The organism is Sporolactobacillus terrae, assembly GCF_019930545.1.
GTDB classification, from domain to species: domain Bacteria; phylum Bacillota; class Bacilli; order Bacillales; family Sporolactobacillaceae; genus Sporolactobacillus; species Sporolactobacillus terrae.
In genome coordinates, this window is record NZ_CP082837.1 from 393,475 (window position 1) to 416,772 (window position 23,298).

The 23,298-nt window shown below is 46.6% G+C and carries 23 protein-coding genes; 17 read left to right on the forward strand and 6 right to left on the reverse strand.

The window, feature by feature from the left end:
- Positions 1-138: 138 nt before the first annotated feature.
- Complete coding sequence (locus tag K7399_RS01735) at positions 139-1,053, forward strand: LCP family glycopolymer transferase (protein ID WP_139692893.1); 915 nt, start codon at positions 139-141, stop codon at positions 1,051-1,053.
- A gap of 178 nt (positions 1,054-1,231) precedes the next feature.
- Here the strand turns inward: K7399_RS01735 and K7399_RS01740 are convergent, their stop codons facing one another.
- On the reverse strand, positions 1,232-2,965 hold the full coding sequence (locus K7399_RS01740) for an HD-GYP domain-containing protein (RefSeq protein WP_028984330.1): 1,734 nt from the start codon (positions 2,963-2,965) through the stop codon (positions 1,232-1,234).
- A 434-nt stretch (positions 2,966-3,399) separates the two neighbouring features.
- Here K7399_RS01740 and K7399_RS01745 point away from each other — a divergent pair, with 434 nt between their 5' ends.
- From K7399_RS01745 to K7399_RS01755, 3 genes are all read left to right on the forward strand, one after another.
- The gene (locus K7399_RS01745) at positions 3,400-4,233 is read left to right on the forward strand and encodes a flagellar motor protein (protein ID WP_028977766.1); all 834 of its coding nucleotides are present in this window, start codon (positions 3,400-3,402) and stop codon (positions 4,231-4,233) included.
- A complete protein-coding gene (locus tag K7399_RS01750) occupies positions 4,230-5,012 on the forward strand; it encodes a flagellar motor protein MotB (RefSeq protein WP_028977765.1) in 783 nt (260 codons plus the stop codon). The genes K7399_RS01745 and K7399_RS01750 overlap by 4 nt, the downstream gene beginning before the upstream one ends.
- A gap of 107 nt (positions 5,013-5,119) precedes the next feature.
- Complete coding sequence (locus tag K7399_RS01755) at positions 5,120-5,902, forward strand: hypothetical protein (protein WP_028977764.1); 783 nt, start codon at positions 5,120-5,122, stop codon at positions 5,900-5,902.
- A 238-nt stretch (positions 5,903-6,140) separates the two neighbouring features.
- Here the strand turns inward: K7399_RS01755 and K7399_RS01760 are convergent, their stop codons facing one another.
- On the reverse strand, positions 6,141-7,391 hold the full coding sequence (locus K7399_RS01760) for an aminopeptidase P family protein (RefSeq protein WP_028977763.1): 1,251 nt from the start codon (positions 7,389-7,391) through the stop codon (positions 6,141-6,143).
- Positions 7,392-7,444: 53 nt separating this feature from the next.
- Complete coding sequence (locus K7399_RS01765) at positions 7,445-8,206, reverse strand: WecB/TagA/CpsF family glycosyltransferase (RefSeq protein ID WP_223362457.1); 762 nt, start codon at positions 8,204-8,206, stop codon at positions 7,445-7,447.
- Positions 8,207-8,489: 283 nt separating this feature from the next.
- Between K7399_RS01765 and K7399_RS01770 the strand changes: the two genes are divergently transcribed.
- Positions 8,490-9,545 (forward strand): glycosyltransferase family 4 protein, encoded by a 1,056-nt coding sequence (locus tag K7399_RS01770; RefSeq protein ID WP_028977761.1) that lies wholly within the window; start codon positions 8,490-8,492, stop codon positions 9,543-9,545.
- Positions 9,546-10,039: 494 nt separating this feature from the next.
- On the opposite strand, the gene K7399_RS01775 is transcribed toward K7399_RS01770, so the two are convergent.
- Both K7399_RS01775 and K7399_RS01780 read right to left on the reverse strand, forming a co-directional pair.
- The gene (locus K7399_RS01775; RefSeq protein WP_152080355.1) at positions 10,040-11,176 is read right to left on the reverse strand and encodes an LCP family protein; all 1,137 of its coding nucleotides are present in this window, start codon (positions 11,174-11,176) and stop codon (positions 10,040-10,042) included.
- Between the two features lie 213 nt (positions 11,177-11,389).
- Positions 11,390-12,058, reverse strand: coding sequence for a YigZ family protein (locus tag K7399_RS01780; RefSeq protein ID WP_028984336.1), 669 nt, complete (start codon positions 12,056-12,058; stop codon positions 11,390-11,392).
- Between the two features lie 474 nt (positions 12,059-12,532).
- Here K7399_RS01780 and K7399_RS01785 point away from each other — a divergent pair, with 474 nt between their 5' ends.
- The 4 genes from K7399_RS01785 to K7399_RS01800 all read left to right on the forward strand — a co-directional run bounded on the left by K7399_RS01785 (position 12,533) and on the right by K7399_RS01800 (position 16,961).
- On the forward strand, positions 12,533-13,705 hold the full coding sequence (locus K7399_RS01785) for a sensor histidine kinase (RefSeq protein WP_028977758.1): 1,173 nt from the start codon (positions 12,533-12,535) through the stop codon (positions 13,703-13,705).
- Between the two features lie 123 nt (positions 13,706-13,828).
- Complete coding sequence (locus K7399_RS01790) at positions 13,829-14,533, forward strand: response regulator (RefSeq protein WP_028977757.1); 705 nt, start codon at positions 13,829-13,831, stop codon at positions 14,531-14,533.
- A gap of 239 nt (positions 14,534-14,772) precedes the next feature.
- A complete protein-coding gene (locus tag K7399_RS01795) occupies positions 14,773-16,212 on the forward strand; it encodes an ATP-dependent helicase ComFA (RefSeq protein ID WP_152080356.1) in 1,440 nt (479 codons plus the stop codon).
- Positions 16,212-16,961 carry a ComF family protein gene (locus K7399_RS01800; RefSeq protein WP_037563838.1) on the forward strand — a complete coding sequence of 250 codons (750 nt, stop codon included), beginning with the start codon at positions 16,212-16,214 and terminating at the stop codon, positions 16,959-16,961. The genes K7399_RS01795 and K7399_RS01800 overlap by 1 nt, the downstream gene beginning before the upstream one ends.
- A 47-nt stretch (positions 16,962-17,008) precedes the next feature.
- Here K7399_RS01800 and K7399_RS01805 read toward each other — a convergent pair whose 3' ends face one another.
- Complete coding sequence (locus tag K7399_RS01805) at positions 17,009-17,773, reverse strand: C39 family peptidase (protein WP_037563836.1); 765 nt, start codon at positions 17,771-17,773, stop codon at positions 17,009-17,011.
- A gap of 197 nt (positions 17,774-17,970) precedes the next feature.
- Between K7399_RS01805 and K7399_RS01810 the strand changes: the two genes are divergently transcribed.
- From K7399_RS01810 to csrA, 8 genes are all read left to right on the forward strand, one after another.
- On the forward strand, positions 17,971-18,384 hold the full coding sequence (locus K7399_RS01810; protein WP_028977754.1) for a TIGR03826 family flagellar region protein: 414 nt from the start codon (positions 17,971-17,973) through the stop codon (positions 18,382-18,384).
- Between the two features lie 75 nt (positions 18,385-18,459).
- Complete coding sequence (flgM, locus tag K7399_RS01815) at positions 18,460-18,726, forward strand: flagellar biosynthesis anti-sigma factor FlgM (RefSeq protein WP_028977753.1); 267 nt, start codon at positions 18,460-18,462, stop codon at positions 18,724-18,726.
- A 26-nt stretch (positions 18,727-18,752) separates the two neighbouring features.
- Positions 18,753-19,244: a flagellar protein FlgN gene (locus tag K7399_RS01820; protein WP_028977752.1), complete on the forward strand. Its 492-nt coding sequence runs from the start codon at positions 18,753-18,755 to the stop codon at positions 19,242-19,244.
- A gap of 21 nt (positions 19,245-19,265) precedes the next feature.
- Positions 19,266-20,747 carry a flagellar hook-associated protein FlgK gene (gene flgK, locus K7399_RS01825; protein ID WP_028977751.1) on the forward strand — a complete coding sequence of 494 codons (1,482 nt, stop codon included), beginning with the start codon at positions 19,266-19,268 and terminating at the stop codon, positions 20,745-20,747.
- 6 nt (positions 20,748-20,753) lie between these two features.
- Positions 20,754-21,644, forward strand: coding sequence for a flagellar hook-associated protein FlgL (gene flgL, locus K7399_RS01830; RefSeq protein ID WP_028977750.1), 891 nt, complete (start codon positions 20,754-20,756; stop codon positions 21,642-21,644).
- A gap of 27 nt (positions 21,645-21,671) precedes the next feature.
- Positions 21,672-22,265 carry a DUF6470 family protein gene (locus K7399_RS01835; protein WP_028977749.1) on the forward strand — a complete coding sequence of 198 codons (594 nt, stop codon included), beginning with the start codon at positions 21,672-21,674 and terminating at the stop codon, positions 22,263-22,265.
- Between the two features lie 9 nt (positions 22,266-22,274).
- Positions 22,275-22,712 (forward strand): flagellar assembly protein FliW, encoded by a 438-nt coding sequence (fliW, locus tag K7399_RS01840; RefSeq protein WP_028977748.1) that lies wholly within the window; start codon positions 22,275-22,277, stop codon positions 22,710-22,712.
- A 3-nt stretch (positions 22,713-22,715) separates the two neighbouring features.
- Positions 22,716-22,955 (forward strand): carbon storage regulator CsrA, encoded by a 240-nt coding sequence (gene csrA, locus K7399_RS01845; RefSeq protein ID WP_028977747.1) that lies wholly within the window; start codon positions 22,716-22,718, stop codon positions 22,953-22,955.
- The last annotated feature ends 343 nt before the right edge of the window (positions 22,956-23,298 follow it).

The following is a 23,298-nucleotide window of genomic DNA, read 5'->3' on the forward strand; positions in this document are numbered from 1 at the left end:
AACGAAACGAAAAATATGCTTTGATGGACAATAATTCGCTTTTAGCAGCATTTCACATCGATTCATGAACATGGTATGATCTGAATGTAGCGAATTTTGGCGAAGCAGCGGTGAATTTAAGAGAAAAGGGAAGAGACTATGAAGAAAAAAATACTACTGACGATTGGGAGTATCATCGTTATCCTGTTTGCAGCAGGAGCGGGCTACGTTTGGTGGATGTACCATTCCGTTGCATCAACTGCAGGAGATATGTATGAAACGTCGGCAGGCAAGGGTAATCATAAAGCCGTCACCAATAAAAAGCCAATCAGTCTGCTTTTATTAGGCGTTGATGAACGTCAGGGCGACCATGGGCGCTCGGATACAATGATTGCGACAACCTTAAATCCGAACACGAAAACCATGCAAATGATCTCGATCCCACGTGATACGCGAACCGAAATCGTGGGGCGAGGAACCTATGATAAGATCAATGCGGCGTATGCCTATGGTGGAACGAAAATGGCTGAGAGCACGGCGGAAAAGTTCTTAGGCGACATCCCATTTGATTTTTACATTAAGATCAATATGGAAGGCATGCGTGACCTTGTCGATGCAGTCGGAGGCGTGACGGTCAATAACAAATTGGACTGGCATGATGAAGGCTATTATAAAAAAGGCTATCATTACGCGAAGGGCCAGATCAATTTGGACACCGGTGCAAAAGCAATGGGCTATGTACGGATGCGCCATCTTGACCCGCAGGGGGATTTTGGACGTAACGAGCGGCAGCGTGAGGTCATCATGGCGATTGTCAATAAGATGGCGAATGTCTCTTCAGTGACCCGCTACAGCCAAATTCTTGACGCATTGGGAGACAACGTGAAAACCAATTTAACTTTTGATGACATGAAAAATTTGGCGTTTAACTATCGTGATGCGCGTGAAAACATGATTAATTATGAAGTTAAAGGTAACGGACAAATGGTCAACGGCGTTTACTACTTGGTTGTGGATTCCGCAGAACAGCAGCGCGTCCATGACATGATTAATGAACAGCTTGGAAATAACTAAACGTAAAGAAAAGAAGAACGGACAGTTTTGCGCGAAGCGCAGGGCTGTCCGTTTTTGAGTAAAGCAGAAAAAAGATACCATTTTCGGCGAAATCGTCGCCATGGCCGCATCTAGATACCACCGGAATTCCAAAGGCGTCCTCGTGCGGATCATAAGAATCCGGCAAATGATAGAATATTTAAGTGCGAACCTGGCTAACTACATAGTGCTTCATATTACGGATGAGCTCACTGCAATTGGTGCTTAATCGGAAACGATTTGCCCGCCTATCATTTGCAAGCGTGCCGGACTGACTTCCATGAACAAAGATGTTCAAATCTGGAAACTCATCGTGAATCTTGGCAGTCAGCTGAATAAGCAAAGGCGTTTGCGATTTGTCTGCACAATAAAAGGCAAGAAATTTAGCCTTTTTCAGCTTCACTATTTCAGAAATCATCGAGATATCTTCGATTTCAGCGAGGAGTTCAGTTTTCCATCCATTAATGGTGAAGAGGTCGTTCATCAGCTTGGTTCGCGCCAATCCTTGAATTGAATCGAGATTAACAATGACGATTTCACCCATTGTGGGCGTGCGCAGCTGGCGTGTAATATCCATCATCTTCCAACTGATCAAGCGAACAACTGTAGACGATGCAACCATATATTGAGCTTTGAGCAGCTGGTTCAGGGTAAGCATGTGCGCAATCTCGTCCATCGCGTGTTCAAACAGCTTGATGAAAACCTCTTCAATACGCATGCCATCGGACATCGTGTCCAGACACTCAAGTGCTTTTAAGTGATCGCCGTCAATCAAGTAGTGAACAAATGCGCTCCATGTTTGTCTCTGCTGCTCAATGAAGTCGCGACTGTCCCAGCCGATGATTGTTTTTACCGTTACAGAAAGGTCGCTTGGTAACTGGATGACCTGACCGGTTTTCCATAGTTTAATTTTGGGGAGAATATCGGAGACCGTTGGATCAGCGAGAACAATTCCAGATTCTCCATTGGTAAGAACAACTTTCGTTGCCGGCGGGAACATATGGATAAAATTGATAAATAAGTGACACATCGATTGGTCAAATAAGTGTTTGGTGTAACTGTCAACCAAAAGAATTTGCATCGCTTTTGTCGCGAGCATCGGTTTTCGGTAAGAGCGATTCATTGTGAGTGCAGAGTAGACATCGACAATCATCATCAAGATTAAATGATGGTCGCTGATGTCTACATGCAAATGATCGGGATAACCGCTTCCGTTTAACCGTTCATGGTGTGAACGAGCAACGCAGCAGGTTTCTTCCGGAAAATTCATTTTCTTAAGCAATCGGTACCCATTGAGTGTATGTTCGGTAATTCTCTGGTATTCACGCTGAGTCAGTTTGCCCTTTTTTAATAGAATTTCGACCGGCGTGTACAGCTTTCCGATATCATGAAGCAGGCATCCGAGCATGAACGCTTGACTGATTTTCCAATTCACATGCTTGAAAAACAGACTCGTCAGGACAAACACATCAAGCGAGTGAATATAACACACAGGATCCCATTGCTTCAAACAGTCCATAAGAAAACGAACGGTGGAATTTGAATAGAACTTAAGGTACAGTTCGCGTACCCACTGGTAGGAAGCTTCAGAATGAAGAATCCGTCCATAGCGTAATTCATCCGCTATCTGTGTCATTTCATTCTGAAACTGTGCCGTCAGTTCTTTGTGCTGATGCTCAGGCAGCTGCGCCTTTGGAATGAATGTACTTTGAAACGGAGCAAATGCCGGAGCATCGAAAACACTGACCGAGCGTACTCCTTTTCGGTGTAAATAGTTGATGAGTTCGGAAGTGACCAGCATTCCGGTCCGGAAGAGCACCGATGAATTGATATAAATGTCTTTGGCTAAAATGCTCCCGTCCTTCAAGTTTTCAAGCTTAATGACTTTAGGCATAATAGCCTCTCACTCCCATGCACTAACTCCGTCTGAGTATTGGTTTGAAATTAGAAACCCCTTTCATAAGGGGGATGAAGCTACAGCTGATCAATGGCTATCAACCGATTCGCCTCAATTCGACAATAGGTAACAATTTACATTGTATCAAGTGTACAAAAAAAACGAAAGAGAAAGATTTAACATAATTTGGAGATAAGTTTTTCTCTTTAAGCTTTGAGGGAAAGTGCTGCGCTAAATTAAGATGTATCGGGTGCTTTGTCGCTGAAGTTTTTTCCGCATCGGTAAGTCAATCAGAATGAGTTGCGCAGCTTAGCTGTCCCATGAACTTTGCGTTTTGCTGTAGTGAATCCATAGATTCTCTTTAAATTTTTGTCGATCATGCCGATATAGAAAGGAGAACAGTATTAGCGCAGCAGAAAGGGTTGACTTACATGGATGTGGCAACAGTCATCGGCTTGCTGGTCGGATTGCTTTCGTTAGTCGTCGGATTTCTTCTTGAAGGCGGCGAGCTGATTGCATTATTAAAAATTACTGCCTTTTTGATCGTTTTCGGAGGGACAATCGGTGCGGTTATTGTCAGTTTTCCCGGAAAAGTATTGGCAAAAGTTCCATTTATCCTAAAATATGCCTTTCAAGGGAAGAAAGAACGTCCGAGCGATACCGTCGTGCAGCTGATTCATTTGGCAAACGTATCACGACGCGAAGGACTGTTGGCTTTGGAAGGGGAGCAGGATTCTTTTGAGAAGGACCCGTTCATGTCTAATGGCATTCAAATGGTGGTCGACGGTGTCGATTCCGATGCGATCGATGATATACTGAATCGAGATATTGAACTCTATGAACAGAAAATTCTTTCCATAGGCCGGATCTTTGAATCGGCAGGAGGCTATGCACCGACGATGGGGATCATCGGTACGGTTATGGGCCTAGTCCATGTCTTAGGAAGCTTGGAAAACGCTACGGAACTAGGACCGGCAATTGCAGTGGCCTTTATCGCAACGCTTTATGGGGTCGGCAGTGCCAATGTGATCTATTTGCCGCTTTATACGAAGATCAAAAACAACTTAGCAAGCGAAGTAATGATCCGCCAGTTGAAAACAGAGGGGATTCTCTCCATACAATACGGCGAAAATACGATGATTTTGAAGAAGAAACTTTATGCATTTCTGAGTGAAGATGAATGTCGAAAGGTCGAGCAGCAGCTTTCAAGTGATAATGGTGACGGAGCGGCTTCGGGAGCGTTCCAAGAAGCGGGTCAACTATGAGCAGACCGAACAGAAGGCGCAGGCGCTATACTCGGACCGAAGAACCAAGCCACAATTCAGAACGCTGGCTCGTTACCTATTCCGACTTGATCACTTTACTGCTGGTCTTTTTTATTGTCATGTACTCAATGAGTTCGATTGAAAATCAAAAATTTAATGCGATCGTTTCTTCACTGAGAACTTCTTTTCACGGCGACTCGCTTTTAGAAGGACTCGGATATCCGAGTGTGGATAAGGGACAGACCAAACCAACCGTTCCTCTGGACAAAGAGCCTGAGAATGTTAGCGACGCGAAAAAGAAAAAAGATAATCAGCATCTGGACAAGCTCTATGTTCAGCTGGATCAATACATTAAGGAAAATAATCTGGATCCCGACGTCTCGCTGACTGAAACGCAGCGCGGCGTGCAACTGACCTTCCGGGAAAAAATCTTGTTTGATCTTGGAAAGGCAGACTTGAAAAGCAATGCCCAGTCGGTACTGAATCGAATCGGGACGATCCTCAAAAGTGTAGCGAATGAGATCAGCGTCGAGGGGTATACAGACAATACACCTTTTCGCGACAAGAGTAAGGGCATCCGTTCCAATTGGGAATTATCGGGACTTCGCGCGCAGACGGTGATGAATTATTTGATTGATAAGGACGGGCTTGAAGCAAAACGCATGCATTTTGTCGGTTACGGGGAATACCGTCCGATCGTGAAAAATGATACCGATGCGCATAAAGCGATGAACCGTCGTGTCAATATTGTAGTCATTCGTGAAGGAAAATCTGAATGATTTGCACTGTTTGTCCATGAAACGATTGCATCAAGGTACATGAATGGATTATAGTAAATTCAGAATCATTTTTTCGTACATACTGTGTAATCTAAGGGTGAACAACAATGAAAAAAGTAGCACTACTTGTCTTTTTTGTCCTCTGTCTTGCAAGCGTGATCGGTGGTAAGCTGTATTGGAACCATAAGATCGACCGCGTAAAAGCAGCCAGCCTTGCACAAAGCAAACAGGATTCTGCGCGTCTGCAGGGGCTCAGCACGGACGATTCAGATCAGCGCAGTTTTGAAAAGAAGCTCGCAAAGCTTCCTGAGTCTGTAAAGAAGGCCGCTGAAAAAGCAAATCAGAAGAATGGACATGTTCAGATTGTGATGATTGGCGGAAAAAGTGAACAGGAATTGGCTGCTCAACTGCAGCAGACGTTTGACAACAGATTTGGCGAATCGCTTTTTTCAGTAACCGTCAAAACCATTGACGGACTGAATTCACTGAATGTGATGAAAAAAAGTGCAGATTTGCTCAAACCTGCACAGGGCAGTCCTGATTTAGTGCTGTATACGCCGCCAATTTACGCGGATGACCGCAGTGTCAGTACCGGAGATACGCAGACGGTCGTGAGGATGATTGCCGAACAGCTAAGCAAAAAGTATAAGCACGCCGCTTTCTTCTTAAACCCGCCTAATTACTCATCGCAACTTCCTTATATGAATGAACGCATCGATGAATTGACAGATGAGGCGGATAACCAAAAGATTTCAGTGGTGAAGTATTTATCAGAGTGGCCAAAAGAAGCAAAGCGTGCCGATGTTGTCGCGGCCGATGGTCATACGATGAACAAGTCCGGGCAAAAAATTTGGCTTGATTCCATCACGAAACAATGGGGACTTAAATAAAGGCAAACAAAACAAACCAGCATCTGGATCGAAACATCCAAATGCTGGTTTTCTTGTGCCTGATCAACTGTATTTGCGCGCGTGTCGTAACGAAGACGTATTGAATAGAGCGGGGATTATTTCCCGGGAAACCGACACGAGTTGACCGCGCATTTTTTGGAAAACGTTGTAAAAAGCGAATGCCTTGCATCTCATCTAAGCAAATTGGACCCAATGTGGCGCCTTAACAATCGATGTGTTAGCGATTTTCCGCCATAAATTGTTCGATTTCATCCGTTGTCCGTGGGAGCCCGGTCGTCAGAACTTCAGCGCCGGTTTCCGTAATCAGAAGATCATCCTCAATACGGATGCCGATACTTTCTTCAGGAATATACAAGCCCGGCTCGTTTGTGATCACTTCGCCGGCAGCAAGTTCCATGTCGCGGTACGGTCCCACATCGTGTGTATCGAGCCCGAGCGAGTGGCTGACGCCGTGAAAATAATAGTTGCTCAATTCATCAGCGGATTGGATCAAGCCAATTTTCATTAACTCTTCCGCATAAAATTCGCGAGTAAATGCATTTAGCGCTTGAAAAGCAACCCCTGGTTTTGCCATTTTCGACACTTCCTGATTGCAGCGCAGCACAATGTCATAGATCGTTTTCTGACGCGCCGTGAAATGCCCGTTTACCGGGAACGTGTAGCTGATGTCGCCGTTATAATACTTGTACTGCGCACCAAGATCCAATAAGACCAGACTGCCGTCATTTACGGTGCTGCTGTTTTCCGAGTAGTGAAGTACGGTTCCGTTAAAACCACCGGCGAGAATGGTCGGAAAAGCGAACTGGGTGCAGCCGCAGCTTTTCAGCACAAAATTGAAATAGGCTTCAAGTTCATATTCCCTCATCCCTGGTTTTGCATTGGCCATCACGTATTTGATGCCATCAGCGGTTATTTTCCCGGCTTCGCGAATCAATTCAATTTCTTCACGTGACTTGATCACTCGGAATTTACAAATCGTCGGATACAGATTGTGAATCGAGAGATAGGGATAGGATACGGCTGCGCGAGCAGCAAATTTGTTTGCCGGTTTCGATGGGAATTCCCATGACTTTGTTTCCAAGTCGGCGTATAAATGTTTGTAGACACGGGCGTCCAGTTCTGAGCGAATGTAACGGTCGAATTTATCGAGCAGTTCGATATTCTGCACACCGGAGGCTTCCTGAGCTGCGTTTGGAGTGATTGTTTCACCGACCCAGCGCGCCATCCATGGATCCGCACGCTGAATGAACAAGGTTTCCTCAACCTTGCCGCCAAATTTTGCGGCAACAAAGATCACTTTCGGTTCGGTAATCCCCGTCATGTAGTAGAAATTGCGGTTTGGATAAAACGGATAGCTCTCGTCTGCGGATTGATGTGCAGCTTCTCCGGCAAACAAAAGGACGAGCGATTGATCTTCCAGTTTTTGATAAAGCTTTTCACGGTTGCGGATAAAAAAATGTTTCTCCATGGAACTCCCTCTTTCATCGAAAAGTATGTCCTCTCTTATTCTATCACCGCGCATCAAGAGTGGGGCGGAACACGCTTTTCTTTATGGTTCCATTTCAACCAGATCACTTTGGCGAAAAATTGTGCATGACCGATGACGTTTCGCTTCCACATTCTGCGCGGCTCAAGTGCCATCCGGAATAGCCATTCAAGGTTTAAGCGGCGCATGATTTTCGGTGCTCGCGGTTTGATGCCTGAAGCAAAATCAATGAATCCGCCCACGGCAATGCGAAAGTGCGGTTTTAAGGTAGCAGCGTTGCGATCAATAAACTGCTCTTGAAGCGGCATACCCATACCGACAAGCAGGACCTCAGCATTCGAATGATTGATCGCTTCGACGATTGACTGCTCCGAATCAAAATAGCCGCTGTGCGTGCCGGCAATGACCAGATTGGGGTGCTGTGCGATTAATTTTTGCGCTGCAGCACGGACCGTTTCCTGCGTCGATCCAAGCAGATAAACAGAACAATGGTGCGCCGCGCACTGGTCAAGTAAACGCGGAATCAGGTCTGTCCCATTTAAATTTTCATCAAGATCAATGCCCCACAGTTTCGCACCTAGTTTGACCCCGATTCCGTCATTGAGCAGGTAATCTGCGCGATTAAGGACAGCACCATAGTCAGGATCTTTTTGTGCGATGTTGTAGCCGTGATCGTTTAAGAAGTAGAGGTTCATGGGTTTGCGTTCGCGAAGCGCATTGCAAAAAACAGTGATAAATTCTTGTTTGCGCTTAAATTGATTCATGCTGATGGTACCAAGCTGTTTTTTTTCGTACATGAAATCCCGTCCTTATTTAATGAAGCAAAAGTTATGTACTGTACTATGTTATTTTATCCGTAAAACAATGCGTGGAATCATCAAAAAAATCCCGAATTTGATCCGTTCTACTGCTAATATTGTAAACTATTTATAACAGATTGTGTTGAAGGTTTGGAGATTGTAAAGTTATTTGCACCATTGCCTTTACAATGTGGTATAATTCCGTATGAACGAGTTTGAAAGAAAAGTTGTTTCATACATGCTGCAAATCTGAAATTATTGATGAAAGCGGGCTGAAACGATGGTCTATGTGACGTTTTTTATTTGTTTTCTTGCTGCGGTAGCTTTGACACCTCTGGTCAGGAAACTGGCGATTCGCATCGGCGCAACCGATCTTCCCAATGCCCGTAAAGTGCACAAAAAGCTTATGCCGCGTATGGGCGGTTTGGCAATATATCTAGCATTTCTTATCGGCATTTTCATTATGTGGCCGGACAGTAGCTTCACGCTCCCACTGATTATCGGCAGTGTAATTATTATTATTACCGGTATCTTGGACGATATGTACTCATTGTCACCGCGGGTAAAGATGGTCGCGCATTTCTTTGCTGCGCTGGTGATTGTGCAGAGCGGGATTTCCGTTACCTTTATTAATCTGCCGTTTAACGGCGTACTGCATCTGTACTGGCTCAGCGTTCCGCTGACGCTGCTTTGGATCATGGGGATTACCAATGCGATTAATTTAATTGATGGTCTGGACGGACTGGCTGTCGGTGTATCCAGCATTGTACTCATGACCATCGCCGGATTGGCGCTAACCGAGGGCAATGTGTTTGTGTTCACGGTGAGTACGATTCTGCTCGGCAGTACGCTCGGTTTTCTGCCGTATAATTTCCATCCGGCAAAGATTTTCATGGGCGATACCGGAAGCTATTTCCTTGGCTATGTAATCTCTGTCTTGGCTTTGCTTGGTTTTAAAAATGTGACGCTCTTTTCACTTGTGGTGCCGATCATTCTCTTGGCAGTTCCAATTTCCGATACGCTGTTTGCAATCGTCCGTCGATTGGTAAACAAAAAGCCGCTGACAGCACCGGATAAATCGCACTTGCATCATTGTCTGCTGCGTTACGGATTTTCGCAGCGCCAGACGGTCGTTCTCATCTACGGGATGAGCGCGATGTTCGCCCTGGCAGCGATCCTGTTTTCGACCTCGACCTTGCTCGGCTCGATGATCATCATTATTGGGGTTATGCTGGTGATTGAACTGGTCGTTGAGGGTGTCGGTTTGGTAAGTGCCGGTTACAAGCCTTTGCTGAACACGTATAAACGGCTGCTTGCCCTTGCTAAAGTCAAATAATCATATGTTCATAAGTGATAAAGAAACAGTGGATCGGCTAATGAAAGTCGATCCACTGTTTTTTTTACAGGTAAAGAACGTTTATGATTTTGCCCCGTCTTCAAGCCAATAGACCAGGGTCTTGACCGAGAATCAAAGCGGAGGTGCACTGACGCCTGCGGGATTGCGCTTAGTTGATGCGTGCCAGCGAGACTCGCAGATTCCTGCCTGAAGAGGCTCGCGGTTCGCCCGCGGCAGGCGAGCAGCTGGAGTGTCGTTCAAGCATCGTGTTGATGAATAAAAGGTGCATTCTGATTCGTGTCAAGGGGACTCGCAGGAACGAAACGACCAAGCGGGGGCAAAATACGTTTGCAAAAGATCCTCGGAGAGCAGATAGGGAGCCGGTTAATGGATGGAGTATGTGATGAAACAAGAGGAACAAGAAAGGCTGCTTAATGGTTTCTCAACCATCAAGCAGCCTTTTTGATACACTTTTTTTCATGATGCTCAATCGCTTAATTATTCGGTGATTCAGAGGAATCTGTTGCAAGTCCTGCGTTTGATGAGTCGGTACCGGCGGCATGATGATTGGTTATGTCGGTATTCATGCTGCTCTCAGTAGGATCGCTTGTTGCTGTCGTCTGATAATTGAGCTGCTCGCGCAGTTCGTTGCGCAGTGTCGTTAAATAGTTCTCATCAAGTGCAAAATAGTAGGTTCCGGTGCTGCTGTCATCGGTTCCCTTGAGCTGCTCCATCTTGATCGATGAAAGGGAACCAGCGTAGTGACGTAAGTTCAGCATTTGGCCGAAGGTTAGGTTTGTTTCAAAATTATGATCAAGAGAATCGATGACCTTACTGTACTTTGTTGCCGAAGAGAGTTGCGCACTTTTTTTGACAATGGCTTCAATCATCTGCATTTGCCGTTTACCGCGGCCAAAATCGCCGCCGGCGCCCGGTGATTTACGGTTGCGGACCAAGGCAAGGGCCTGTTCCCCATTAAGCTGCTGTTTGCCCGGTTCAAGTACAATCGCATCTTTGCCTTTTTTATCCTTACTGTTCTGGGTGACCAGCTTGACCGGAACATCCATTTCAACACCGCCGAGTGCATTGATGATTTTTATGAACGCATTGAAGTCCACCTGCACGTAATAATCAACCGGTACCTTGAATAAGTTCTCGACTGTGGCGATGGTGTAATCCGCACCTTCATTGTTGTTGGCGTCGCCGTAGGCATGGGCATGTGTAATTTTTGAGACCCCGTAGCTGCTCGGACCATCCGGCGTCATGATTTGAACTTTGGAGTCACGTGGAATGCTAACCATATGCACCTTGCTCGTATCGTGGTTAAAGGTCGCAAGCACAAGGGCATCGGAACGACTCGGTTCATTTTTTCGTTTATCGATCCCAATAAATAAAATTGAAAAATCATCCTTAACCGGATCAACTTTCTCAGCGCGGAGATTCGATTTAGCGCCACGTGCCAGCTGGTTCTGGGCATTATCGGTCACATTCTGTAATTTCTTGATTAAATGATAGCCGTAAGCAGCGCCGCTTCCTGCTAATACAAGGAGAACGGTTAATACAATAATCAGGATCTTTCGTCGTTTGCCGTGCTTTTTCTTCTTTTGACTGTCTGTTCTGCTCAATGTCATGGTACGCGTATTCTCCTTCAAGTACTAGGTTTCACAGATATGAGCAACGTAAAAAATACGTTCAGTTCGCAAATCGGCGTGATTACAATAGCTTTATTTTACCGAAGCCGGCTGTTTCCAGCAATTAAAAATTTGAACTTTTTCGGCAAATTTCGCAGAAGCTGAGCAGAGCATTTAGGAACACGTCTGTTGATCGTGTTTTTTACGAATGACTTATAAGGAATCATCAAGCTGTTCCCCAGGATTTGGGACTGGCTCTTGGACATAGCATTCTCTCATTTTCTGCGTTACAGCCTTGGCACTTGTCAGTTCGGTAATCCAATCAACAAATGCCTCTGAGTCCGATTGGTTTGAATAAAGGATAAAGGTGACCTTGTCGCTGTAGCGGACATCTTTCAAAGGATAGATGGATCCGTGCAGTTTGTTTTCTAACGTACCGCTGAGATGATAGTCGACGGTTACTGACCATTCATCCGCAGGGACTTGGCGGATGACTTCTGCAGCGTTAAGTCCATGACTTGCTGCATGCGCATAAGCACGTATCAAACCGCCGGCGCCGAGCTTGATTCCGCCGAAATAACGGGTCACGATAACAAGAACATTGCAAACGCCGCGTTTTTTTAACACATCAAGCATCGGAACACCGGCAGTACCGCTTGGTTCTCCGTCATCGCTTGCTTTTTGGATTTCTTGCTTCTTTCCTATGATATAGGCAAAGCAATGATGAGTTGCTTTCCAGTGTTGCTTGCGCACACGTTGAATGTATACTTCAGCCTCTTCCTCCGTTTTCACCGCGAATACGGCACTGATGAATCGAGAGCGTTTGATTTCCATTTCAGCCTGTGCGTCTTTTCGAACGGTAATGTATGTGTCCAAAGTCATAAATGGACTCCTTTCTCGCGGCTTACTCGCCGGGTTGCACAACTTTTTCAGCATAAGCATATATCTTGAAAAGCTCAGGATCAGTACCGAAAATAGAAGTGGGCTCGCCGTATGAAAAGAGAGGGAGATAAGCAAGCTTTCCCCCCACTCCTTAATTCGACAAATGTTGACAGTATTGCGACCGTACCTTGAAAATTATTTCGTTTACGTGGATCTCTATCACTCTATATCCATGGTAACATTTGCACTTGTCAACCGATTCAATTTAAGAAACAATGGGTATAGGTACTCGTAAATGGGACAGGCAACCCCGATCCGCAGGGTTTCACACCTCTTGCGCCTGCAACGTTCTTGCTACACCAATATTTGGTTGATGCCGTATGAAGAAATAGTACGATTTACCTATACATAGATAGGCATTTTGTGGCTAGCGGTTCGGCGCCTGTTCCGATACATTTATTATGGAGGCAAATTATGTCAACCAGCAAACCAATAAACGATGTACTTGATGCAGCACATTTGGATCATATTATTAATAGTATGATTGAAAATGTCAGCGACAGCAAATCTCAAATCTTTGAGATTAGTGAAGAGTCCCGCAGAGAGCATGATGCGCTGGTTAAAGAACTCCACCTTGTAAAAAAAGAGCTTAAAGGGATTATTGAACGAAGCGACGCACTCGAAGTTGGATCACGAAAGTCGAGAAATCATTTAGCAGAGATCAGCAGTGCTTTTAATCAGTTCGGAGAAGCAGACATCCGCAGCGCCTATGAAACGGCAAACACCATTCAGAACCAATTGACGATCGTTCGAGAAATGGAACGACAGATGAAGCACAGGCGTAATGAAATCGAACGTCGGCTGATTCAATTATCGGCCACCATCGAGAAGGCCGATGCCTTGATTGGACGAGTTACGGTTGTACTGAATTATTTAACGAGTGATTTGAAGCAAGTAGGTAAAGTGGTCGCCAGTGCACGGGAGCAGCGAGCGTTTGGACTTCAAATGATTGAAGCGCTTGAAGAAGAGAGAAAAAGACTTGCACGTGAGATTCACGATGGACCTGCCCAAACGCTGGCACAAGTACTGCTTGGTCTCGATGTGGTTGACCGCGTCGGAAAAAAAGAAGGAATGGCTGCATCACAGGCAGAATTACAGAAGTATCGGGTGATGGTACAAGGGGCGCTGGGCGAAGTGCGCAGAATTATTTATGATCTGCGGCCGATGAGTCTCGATGATTTAGGACTTGTACCAACACTGCAAAAGTACATGCATCGCGTAAGCGGAGATTTTCCATCGATTGCGATTCACTTTGAGACGCTTGGGAAGGAAAAGAGGCTTCAGTCGAAAATCGAAGCCGCGCTATTCCGATTGATACAAGAGTCGGTTCAAAATGCTTGCGCCCATGCAAAGCCGACACAAATTAATATAAGGATCGAATACAGATCAGACAAGGTCCTCATTTTGGTTACCGACGATGGTATTGGCTTTGATCAGTCCGAATCCAAAGAAGGGAGTTATGGACTGATCGGAATGAGGGAACGTGCTGAACTATTGAATGGAGAGCTCATCATTCATTCAAAAGCCGGAAAAGGGACCAAAGTACTGATTCATATACCCTTACAGAAGGAAGACGAGCTCAATTAACAAGATCAACGAATGAGTACAGTCCCGTAGTTCATTCGCGGAGAGGTAAAAAAGAGAGGTGAAAAACTGCTGCAGCCAGGGATAAGCGGCAAGTATGCCGTTTGTTTTGCAACAGAATGAAACATGACGAATGTGCGACCAAAGGTAACAACGATTGCATTAATTGATGATCACCGCCTTTTTCGTGAAGGCGTTAAGCGAATACTTGATATGGAAAGCGATTTTGAGGTCGTTGCCGAGGGTGATGACGGAGTTACGGCTGAGCAATTGATTGAGAAAGCAGAGCCTGATGTGGTTTTGATGGATATTAACATGCCGAAACTGAACGGTGTCGAAGCAACGCGGCAGCTGATTCGCAATCATCCTGATTTAAAAGTCATCATTCTATCGATCCATGATGATGAAAGCTATGTCACGCATGTGCTGAAGTCCGGGGCACTCGGTTATCTGCTTAAAGAAATGGATGCGGATTCAATGATTGAAGCCGTGCGTATTGTGGCACAAGGCGGCGCTTATATTCATCCGAAAGTAACCCATAATCTTGTGAATGAATTCAGACGTTTGGCAACGCGCGGCTATTCCTCAGAACCTTCAGGATTCAGAGATTTGGAGTACCGTCCGCCGTTGCATATTCTCACCCATCGTGAATGTGAAGTCCTGCAGTTGATGGCCGATGGAAAAAGTAACCGAGCAATCGGTGAGCATCTTTACATCAGTGAAAAGACGGTTAAGAATCATGTCAGCAATATCCTTCAGAAGATGGGTGTCGAAGACCGAACCCAAGCCGTCGTCGAAGCAATCAAAAACGGCTGGGTAAAAATCTATTGATCGAGAATCGAGAGAGTGTCTCAACTGTTGAGACACTCTCTTTTTCAGTTAAAGGACTTTTGACTAGCCCGCGGCAAAATTTTAGAAGAAAATAACGAAATGATAAAGGGTTTTGTCCAGTTTTGTCGAACATGTAGTATATAGATCAGAGTGAAGTTCCCCACTTTTTGACCCACGCACCGCCGTCTGTCTCTCAGCCATGCAGCATCCTCATTTATTCTCCGAAAGAAGGTTTTCCTATGCTCCTACTCTCTCGTCATCTTGACCAAGCCCCACACTACCACGCCGATGTGCAGCATTTTCTCTTTGGCCGTGAATGTCGTGCTGAGGATCTCCCGTTTTCTGAAAAACTCATTCGTGCCCATGTGAAAAATGGATTTATAGCGATCCGTCCGGGGATTATACCATTGAACGAAACCATTTTTGATTTGCTGAGTATCCGTAAAAAATGGCTGTGCGCCCGCTGCGGTAACCGCGATCAAGAAGCATTTGCCTTTTGCAGCTGCGCGCGCTGCGGGAAAAAGTGTGCCTATTGCCGCCATTGTCTGAATATGGGGATTATCCGCTCTTGCACGCAGCTGGTGACTTGGCAAGGCCCTGAACCGAGAGTTGACCAGGCTTTTCTCGATGGACGACCGCTCTGCAAATGGGAGGGCGTCTTATCCAATGAACAGCAGGCTGCGGCGACAGCGATGAAGCGTACGCTCGCTGCCCGTGAATCATTTCTCCTGTGGGCAGTGACCGGTTCAGGAAAAACGGAAATTATGTACCCGGCAATCGACTGGCAGCTCCGGCAAGGGCATCATGTCGCGCTGGCAACGCCGCGCACAGATGTTGTCCGCGAACTTTTGCCCCGACTTCGTGACGCCTTTCCCGAGGTTCCGATCAGCGGGCTCTACGGCGGTAGTGAGGAAGAGGACTTGCATGCGCCGCTGGTCATTTCAACAGCACATCAGCTGATCCGCTATGCAGATCGCTTTGACTGTGTGTTGATTGATGAAGTGGATGCTTTTCCTTTTCACTTTGATCCGATGCTGGAGTATGCCGTGCGCAAGGCGGCAAAACCTGGAACGCCGTTTGCTTACCTGTCGGCAACCCCTCCTTCAGCATTGAAAAATCGTTTCCTATCCGGCAAGCTCAAGGGCAGAAAACTAGCACGCCGCTATCACGGGCATCCGCTCCCCATTCCCAGCTTTCGCTGGATCGGTGCATGGCAGAAACTGGTGCAACGAGGCAAACTGCCCGGCGTGCTGCAGGAATGGTTGAAGAATAAGATGGAGGCGCAGCAGCAAGTCTTCGTTTTCGTTCCTTCGGTGAGCGCTGCTGCCGCTCTAACCGAACTTCTGCAGAGAAACGGATTCAGTCGCAGCGCCGGTGTGCATTCAGGGGATCCATTGCGGCACCAAAAAGTCGCTGACTTTCGCGCCGGCAAACTGCGCCTATTGGTCACAACAACGATTTTGGAACGCGGCGTCACCATCGCAAATGTGCAGGTAGGTGTGGTTGGTGCGGATGATCCGGTTTTTGACGAAGCGGCGCTTGTGCAGATATCCGGTCGCGTGGGCCGTTCTGCAGCACATCCAAATGGCGACGTGATCTTTTTTCACAATGGAAAGACGCTGTCCATGGTACACGCCGTTCGGCATATGGTGCAGATGAATCAGGAAGGCGGCCGCTGATGGAACGCTGTCTTTTTTGTGGTGAAATGCGCGGCGATCCGCTTTCGTTTCACAATTTATTTTCTCCTGACTATGCACCGGGATTTTGTCTTTCCTGTCGGGAGCAGCTGATTCCGATCGATGCGCGGCATTGCTGCTGCTTATGCGGGCGCGACTTGTCACGCCTTAATCGGGATCGGGTTGTTGAAAATCGATGCAGCGACTGCGTGAAGTGGGCGAGAAGCGGACGAAATGGCCTGTACGTCAGCAATCGGGCGATTTATCACTATAATCCGTTCCTTAAAGAGATGATCAATCAATTTAAATTTCGTGGTGATGTCCGTTTGGCTGATGGATTTGCGGTTGAGTTGAAGCGTGCTTATCGGCATTGCGAGCGGGAGCAGTCGGGCATTTTTAAAAGAAAACCGTCCTTTCTGTTAGTACCGGTACCACTAAGTTCGGAGCGCCTTTTGGAACGAGGGTTTAATCAAGCGGATGTTCTTGCTCGGCAGATCGGTGCGCCGATTGTTCAGGCGCTCGTACGCGTCAGGGATGAGGCAAAACAGAGCAAGAAAAGCAGAGCAGAGCGCATGCGTTTGCGCGCGACCCCCTTTCGATTAAACGAGAAGGCCGCAGTTCGCCTTTCGGGTCATAAAATTCTGCTGATCGATGACATCTACACGACGGGCGCCACGATGCGGCTTGCCTCAGAAGCACTTGCAACTGCAAGACCGCATTCCATTCGTTCCCTGACCTTAATTCATGGATGAAAAAAAGGGTTGACCGATTGAAAACGGCAACCCAATTCAATGGAAGATTATGCTGAATGCCGGACGCTGATCGCTTGTCTGCCCATTTGTTCCCAAGACTTAATGAACGCCTTGCGATCGGCTGCGGTATTCTTTTTTCCAAGCGGATCGTTGAAGACGATATGGGTTTGATCATAACCGGTCACCAACACCGCGTGTTCCTGATAGGTGATTTTAACTGTACCCGCGTCGGTGCGCCAATACTGAAAGGCGTGCTCGGACAATGGACGGAAATGTGCATTGGTAATCACAAGAACCGGTTTTCCTTTCTGAAGTTGAGCAAGTACTGCATCATCGAAGGATTTTCCGCTTAAATCAACGACTGCCTCTGGAAGATAATCGCGCCCGAGTCGAGCTAAGGGCTCATGGTAAACGCCGTACCCATGTTCATGAAGATGCTCCATACTCCCGACAAAGCCTTCATGGGGATTTCCGAATCGCTGGTTTTGCCGGTAGGGTACGTGATGAATGTTCCGAGCAAGTTCCATTTTATCTACAGATACCCCCGCTTGCTGCAGCAGCATTGCGAGCGAAGTTACTTCACAGCCGCGCGGCAACTCCGGATTTTGACGAATATGCGGTGCATGAATAAGAACGGATTTTTCCCGCGCAGCATGGTTTTCGTGTTGAGGCGTTTTGTACGCTGCATTTGTTACCGCGTATTCTTTTTTCTTTGTCTCGTGCGCTGGTAAATGAAGCGTGACAAACAGGACAGCACATGCGACACTAAACATAAAAAACAAACGCAGTCCATGAGTTCGAAACACCTGCATCAAGCCATCTCCTTTGCATAAAAAATGCTTTAGAACAGAAAGGTTGAGGCGCTTGCGGGTACGCGTTTATTATCCATCATAAACGACCGTTCTATGCGGGATCGATTGTTTGCAGGAGCAGTCGATCAATTGGCTAAAGGATGACGCATTTTTGCCGATAATAAAATGAAGGTAAAGATCAATTAGGAGGAATTACAGTGGCTGAACTGGAAAATTGTAAAGGATGCGGAAAACTGTTCGTCCGCGTATCTTCTCCTTATTGTCCGGCATGTCTCAAAAAACAGGAAGCGCAGTTTGAACAGGTTTACCGCTATATTCGCCAGCAGGAGCATCGAATGGCGACGGTTTCCCAAGTTCACGAAGCAACGGATGTAGCGGTGAATTTGATTTATCAATGGATTCGCGAGGGCAGATTGAAACCATCGATCTTTCAAAACCTGGGCTACCCATGCCGCTCGTGCGGGAAAATGATTCAAAACGGTGTGCTTTGCGATGACTGCCTCAAGAAACTGGAACATGACATTGATCAGGATGACGATGAACACGATGCGGCGCTTAAGGCGAATCGAGTCAAGACCTACTATACACGTGGTGAGTCGAGGCACAACTAAAGAATTTTACGTCTTAACCGATATAAAATAGGGAAACAATATAAGTAAAAATGATGCTGGGATGAGGTGAACCCGTTGAAAATTAATCGCTACCAGCCGATACAAAATTACACGACTAATTATCAGGCGGCAAAACGCGGCGAAACGCCAAGTAAAACGCGTAATACCAGTGATAAAGTTGAAATATCGCCAACCGCAAAACGATTACAGGGCACAGATAAACTGGAGCGCGCCAGACAAGAAAAGGTAGAGCGCTTAAAACAGCAAATCGAAAACGGCACGTATCAAGTCTCGTCAAAAAGTATTGCTGAGAAAATGTACGGATTCTGGAACAATAAATAAGCTGCGGCAATAGGGAGTGAACCGACATGTCTGTGAATCAAATGAAGCAGGTTCTTGCAGCGATGATTCAATGCCACGATGCACTTTACAAAACGGCCGAGCAAAAAAGAGACGCCATTAAAGCTGGAAACGCCAAGGCGGTCGGCAACATCACCGAAAAGGAAACGCCGCTTGTCGAAGCATTAAGTCGTTTTGAAGCGCAGCGGGTAAAGATTATGCGCGAGGACCTTGGACCTGAATCGGAACAGGCATCTTTTTCCGAGTGGGCGGCAGCCATCCTTCCCGAAGAGCAGCGTGACGAATGGGAAAAGCTGTACTTGGAACTGGCAAGCCGGGTCTATGCGCTAAAACAAGCCAATACCTTGAATCAAACGCTCTTGCGTGATTCACTTTTGTGGGTAAATTTAAATCTCGGCTTATTGAAGCCGAAAACACATACATTGAACAATTATCACAATCCAAGAGTCGGACAAACACCGACGTCTGCAATCAGTGGACGGATTGATTCTCGAACATAATGAAAGCGGAGGTGTGCGGCGGTGATTCCGATTTTCTCGAGCTTAAACATGATGCAGCGCGCGTTGCAAGTCACACAATCAGCAATTCAAACAACAGGACATAATATCTCAAATGCGAATACAGACGGTTTCTCGCGCCAAAGGGTTAATTTGACCACTTGGCTTCCCTATCCGGGTACCGGGATTAATGCCGCTAGAGGCGCAGGACAGATTGGTACCGGGGTAAATGATGAAGCGGTTGTTCGTATCCGCGACCAATTTGTTGATCTTCAGGTGCGTGATAACGGCAACCAAAACGGCTACTGGAGCGCATTGAGCGATGCATACAGCCAGATGGAAGATATTATGAATGAACCAACGGACTCCGGCCTTTCCACGGGATTGGACGGATTCTGGCAATCACTGCAGGATTTGGCCAGCAACTCAGGAACAAGCGGCACAGGTACAGTCGTGTTGCAAAAGGGAGCGGCCGTTGCCGATACCTTTAACTATTTGGCCGTTTCTTTGGGCAAGGTGCAAGACAATCTGAATCAGCAGATTACCGAAAATGTCGGCCTGATCAATAATTACGCAGATCAGATTAATGCGCTGAATCAACAAATTAACAAACAGGAGGCCAATGGTTTTCTGGCCAACGATCTCTATGATGAGCGCGATTTGCTGACCGACAAACTCGCCCAATTAGCGAACATAAAAGTATCAAAAGTTAAGAGTGACGGCAATCCGTCTCCGCTTGCCGAAGGAAGATATACAATTGAACTTGCCGATGCAAACGGGAATACGCTCGGAACGTTGGTCAATGGCGAAACGCTGACCGATTCGACGCTTAACGCTTCGATTACAAATGCTGATTCGTCGCAGCCTCATGTGACAGTTGCGCTTGACGGTGATGCAGTTGATGGTTTCGCGGGGAAACTGCAAGGGCTGATTGATGCCTACACTAAAGATTACCCAAGTGTATTGCAGAGTCTGGACAACATGGCAAGTAAACTGGCTGATGCATTCAATGCTGTTTATGAACAGACGGCCGGTTATGACTCAGGTAAGGGTACGTTCTTCCTCGGCACAAACGATGGAACGGAAACGGGAGCGTTCACAGCGAAAACCATTCACGTGAATGAAGCCCTCTCCGGCACCGACATTACGGCGGCCAATGCAGGTCAGCCGAGCGGAGACAACAGCGGCGCACAAGCACTGGCCGATGTGATTGCAACCAATACATATACCATAGACCCCGACGGCGAATCCGTCACATTGAAAAGTTATTTGCAAAGTCTAGTCGGACAAATCGGTGTCAATGCGCAATCGGCAAACCAATTCACGAGCAATACGCAGACGATGCTGGATGCGGCGCAAAATCGCCGCTCCTCGATCAGCGGCGTGTCGCTGGATGAGGAACTGACCAATCTGATTCAGTTCCAACATTCCTATGGTGCAGCCGCAAAGGTTGTCACGACTTTAGATACCTTACTCGATACATTAATCAATAAGATGGGAGGCTGATGAACCATGCGTGTGACCCAAGGCATGATGACCAATCAAGTATTGCGAAATATTTCGAACGGCTACAGTAAAGTTTCAGAATACAACGACCAGCTGTCATCCGGCAAAAAGATTACACGGCCATCTCAAGATCCGGTCGTTGCCACGATGGGCATTGCCTACCGTACCGATGTCAGCCACGTCAATCAGTATCAGAAGAATGTCACCAACGCTTATAAATGGCTCGACAGTTCGGATGACACCTTGCAGCAAGTGAACGATGTGCTCAATCGCATTCGCGAGTTAACCAATGAAGCCAGTACGGATACGTACACCGCTGATCAGCGCAAAGCGATCGGTACCGAAGTCGATCAACTGACCACCCAGTTGGTCACGCTCGGCAATACGCAAGTTGGCGGTCAGTACATTTTCAGCGGCAGCGATTCGGCAAACCCATTGCTAACCCTTAACGACGGAAATGTTCAAATAAATGATGATGCTATAGATAATCCGGACTTCTCGGTTGCGGTCAATGACGGCATTCAAATGGCGATTAATGTGAATCCGAACCAAGTTTTTACGAGCGATCTTTTTGCAAATCTCAACCAGTTAAAAGACGATCTGAACAATGGTGCATCAGGTGAAACAATCAGCGCACACCTCACGGAAATCGATACCCATTTGGAGCAAGTTGGCACGGCGCAGGCAGATTTAGGTGCGAAAACGAATCGGATTGACTTGATTCAAAATCGCCTGAATGAGCAAAAGACGGTTGCGACGAAAATTATGTCCACCAATGAAGATGCAGATTACGCAGAAACCATCATTAATTTAAATACTCAGCAGAATGTTTATAATGCTTCGCTATCTGTTGGTGCGAAGATTATTCAAACATCGCTCGTTGATTTTCTGCGCTGATCGTTTGCATGAAAAAGAGGGATGAACATGACGAAAATTCTCCCACATCTTGAAATGCACCAGCAGTTTGGCAAGATTGCGATTCACTCTGAAAGGGCAAACCTCGCCCTTCATCAGTCGCCGGCAGAACAGTCGATTCAGCAGCCCAAAGCGACGATGTCGCTCGAACGGACGCCTGCCAAAGTCAGTATCGATCAATCCAATGGCTGGCATAATCTTGACCTGAAATCGGCTCGGGTTCGAATCGCGGAGGCTGCGGATGCCGGACTTCAAGCCATCCGTGATGGGATTGTACGCCGGGCACAAGAGGGAGACGAATTGCTGCATATTGAACGCAGCAAGGGGAAAAATCTGATCGCCAAACAAGCGGCAGATCGTGCCCATACCGCGGTGATCGGTACCCATTATCAAACCGGCAATACCCCGGCATCCGAAGCCGTTCATTATGAAGTTTCACCTGCACGCCTTCAGGTGGACTGGCAGACGCATGCACCGATCCTATCGGCTGTTCCACACGCCCCAGAAGCCTCCTTTCAGCCGGGACAAGCCGTGACTTCGATGGCTCAGTACCCGTCGCTTGAGATTCAAGCGGTGGGAATTTTTGTTGATGAGAAAGGATGAACCATGTCGATGATCATACAAACCAAATATTTTGGCGAGTCAGAAATTAATGATACAGACATCGTCACATTCGCATCCGGCATTCCTGGATTCGCTCAAGACAAACGCTTCATCCTGCAGTCGTTCAGTGAAGCTTTTTCAATTCTGCAGTCCGCAGACGACGCGAAGGTTGCCTTCGTTGTGACGTCGCCTTTTCTCTTTTTTAAAGATTACAGCGTGGATCTACCCGATCATTTCATTAAGCAGCTTGACGTTCAATCGCAAGAGGATGTTGCGGTTTGGGTGATTGTCAGTGCAGCGAAACCATTCTCAAAATCAACCGTTAATCTGAAAGCACCGGTTATTGTGAATGTACGAAAAAAGTTGGGGAAACAGTATATTCCTGAGCGCTCTCCCTATGCACTAAAGACACCGCTCGCAGCAGCGCTTAAGGAAGAGAAGGTGTGAGCGATGCTTATTTTAACCCGAAAGCAAGGCGAATCGATCCGAATCGGCGATGACATCGAAGTGAATGTTGTTTCTGTTTCAGGTGATCAAGTCAAGCTTGGCATTACAGCGCCGCGATCGATTGATGTGAATCGCAGTGAAATCTATGAAGCCATTCTGAACGAGAACAGCAACGCCGTACACGGCGGACTTTCCGAAGATGTTCTGAATGCGATGAAGGCAATGAAAAAGAAGAAGCCGTAATCAAAACACGGGTGCGCCCGTGTTTTTTGCCGTATTTTTACAGGCTTGAATGTACGAAAAGAAGAATCCCTATTCCCTAAAGGTGTCGAGAAGTATCTGAAACGAAGTGCCAATACGATTAAAAAAAGTATTTTTTCACAGATAAAGCCGTTTATGATTTTTGCTTTGTGGGATAACGATCAGTGGCATGAAAGAGGAATTTTCGCTAAAAGTGTCCTGTGCACGATCCGGAAATGTTGTTTAAGCCTATTGTTGATGAATGAAAGCCGCATTCAGAGTGACGGTAAAGGACTAGGCATAGCTTAGTTTTTCTTAAAAGATGCTGATTCCCGATCCGGTTCGG

Coding starts and splice junctions, on each gene's coding strand:
- fliW (WP_028977748.1), top strand. CDS start 22,275: ATGATCATACAAACCAAATATTTTGGCGAGTCAGAAATTAATGATACA.
- K7399_RS01765 (WP_223362457.1), bottom strand. CDS start 8,206: ATGTACGAAAAAAAACAGCTTGGTACCATCAGCATGAATCAATTTAAG.
- csrA (WP_028977747.1), top strand. CDS start 22,716: ATGCTTATTTTAACCCGAAAGCAAGGCGAATCGATCCGAATCGGCGAT.
- K7399_RS01760 (WP_028977763.1), bottom strand. CDS start 7,391: ATGGAGAAACATTTTTTTATCCGCAACCGTGAAAAGCTTTATCAAAAA.
- K7399_RS01820 (WP_028977752.1), top strand. CDS start 18,753: ATGTCTGTGAATCAAATGAAGCAGGTTCTTGCAGCGATGATTCAATGC.
- K7399_RS01780 (WP_028984336.1), bottom strand. CDS start 12,058: ATGACTTTGGACACATACATTACCGTTCGAAAAGACGCACAGGCTGAA.
- K7399_RS01800 (WP_037563838.1), top strand. CDS start 16,212: ATGGAACGCTGTCTTTTTTGTGGTGAAATGCGCGGCGATCCGCTTTCG.
- K7399_RS01775 (WP_152080355.1), bottom strand. CDS start 11,176: ATGACATTGAGCAGAACAGACAGTCAAAAGAAGAAAAAGCACGGCAAA.
- K7399_RS01835 (WP_028977749.1), top strand. CDS start 21,672: ATGACGAAAATTCTCCCACATCTTGAAATGCACCAGCAGTTTGGCAAG.
- K7399_RS01785 (WP_028977758.1), top strand. CDS start 12,533: ATGTCAACCAGCAAACCAATAAACGATGTACTTGATGCAGCACATTTG.
- K7399_RS01795 (WP_152080356.1), top strand. CDS start 14,773: ATGCTCCTACTCTCTCGTCATCTTGACCAAGCCCCACACTACCACGCC.
- K7399_RS01740 (WP_028984330.1), bottom strand. CDS start 2,965: ATGCCTAAAGTCATTAAGCTTGAAAACTTGAAGGACGGGAGCATTTTA.
- K7399_RS01770 (WP_028977761.1), top strand. CDS start 8,490: ATGGTCTATGTGACGTTTTTTATTTGTTTTCTTGCTGCGGTAGCTTTG.
- K7399_RS01750 (WP_028977765.1), top strand. CDS start 4,230: ATGAGCAGACCGAACAGAAGGCGCAGGCGCTATACTCGGACCGAAGAA.
- K7399_RS01805 (WP_037563836.1), bottom strand. CDS start 17,773: ATGCAGGTGTTTCGAACTCATGGACTGCGTTTGTTTTTTATGTTTAGT.
- K7399_RS01745 (WP_028977766.1), top strand. CDS start 3,400: ATGGATGTGGCAACAGTCATCGGCTTGCTGGTCGGATTGCTTTCGTTA.
- K7399_RS01790 (WP_028977757.1), top strand. CDS start 13,829: ATGACGAATGTGCGACCAAAGGTAACAACGATTGCATTAATTGATGAT.
- K7399_RS01735 (WP_139692893.1), top strand. CDS start 139: ATGAAGAAAAAAATACTACTGACGATTGGGAGTATCATCGTTATCCTG.
- flgL (WP_028977750.1), top strand. CDS start 20,754: ATGCGTGTGACCCAAGGCATGATGACCAATCAAGTATTGCGAAATATT.
- K7399_RS01755 (WP_028977764.1), top strand. CDS start 5,120: ATGAAAAAAGTAGCACTACTTGTCTTTTTTGTCCTCTGTCTTGCAAGC.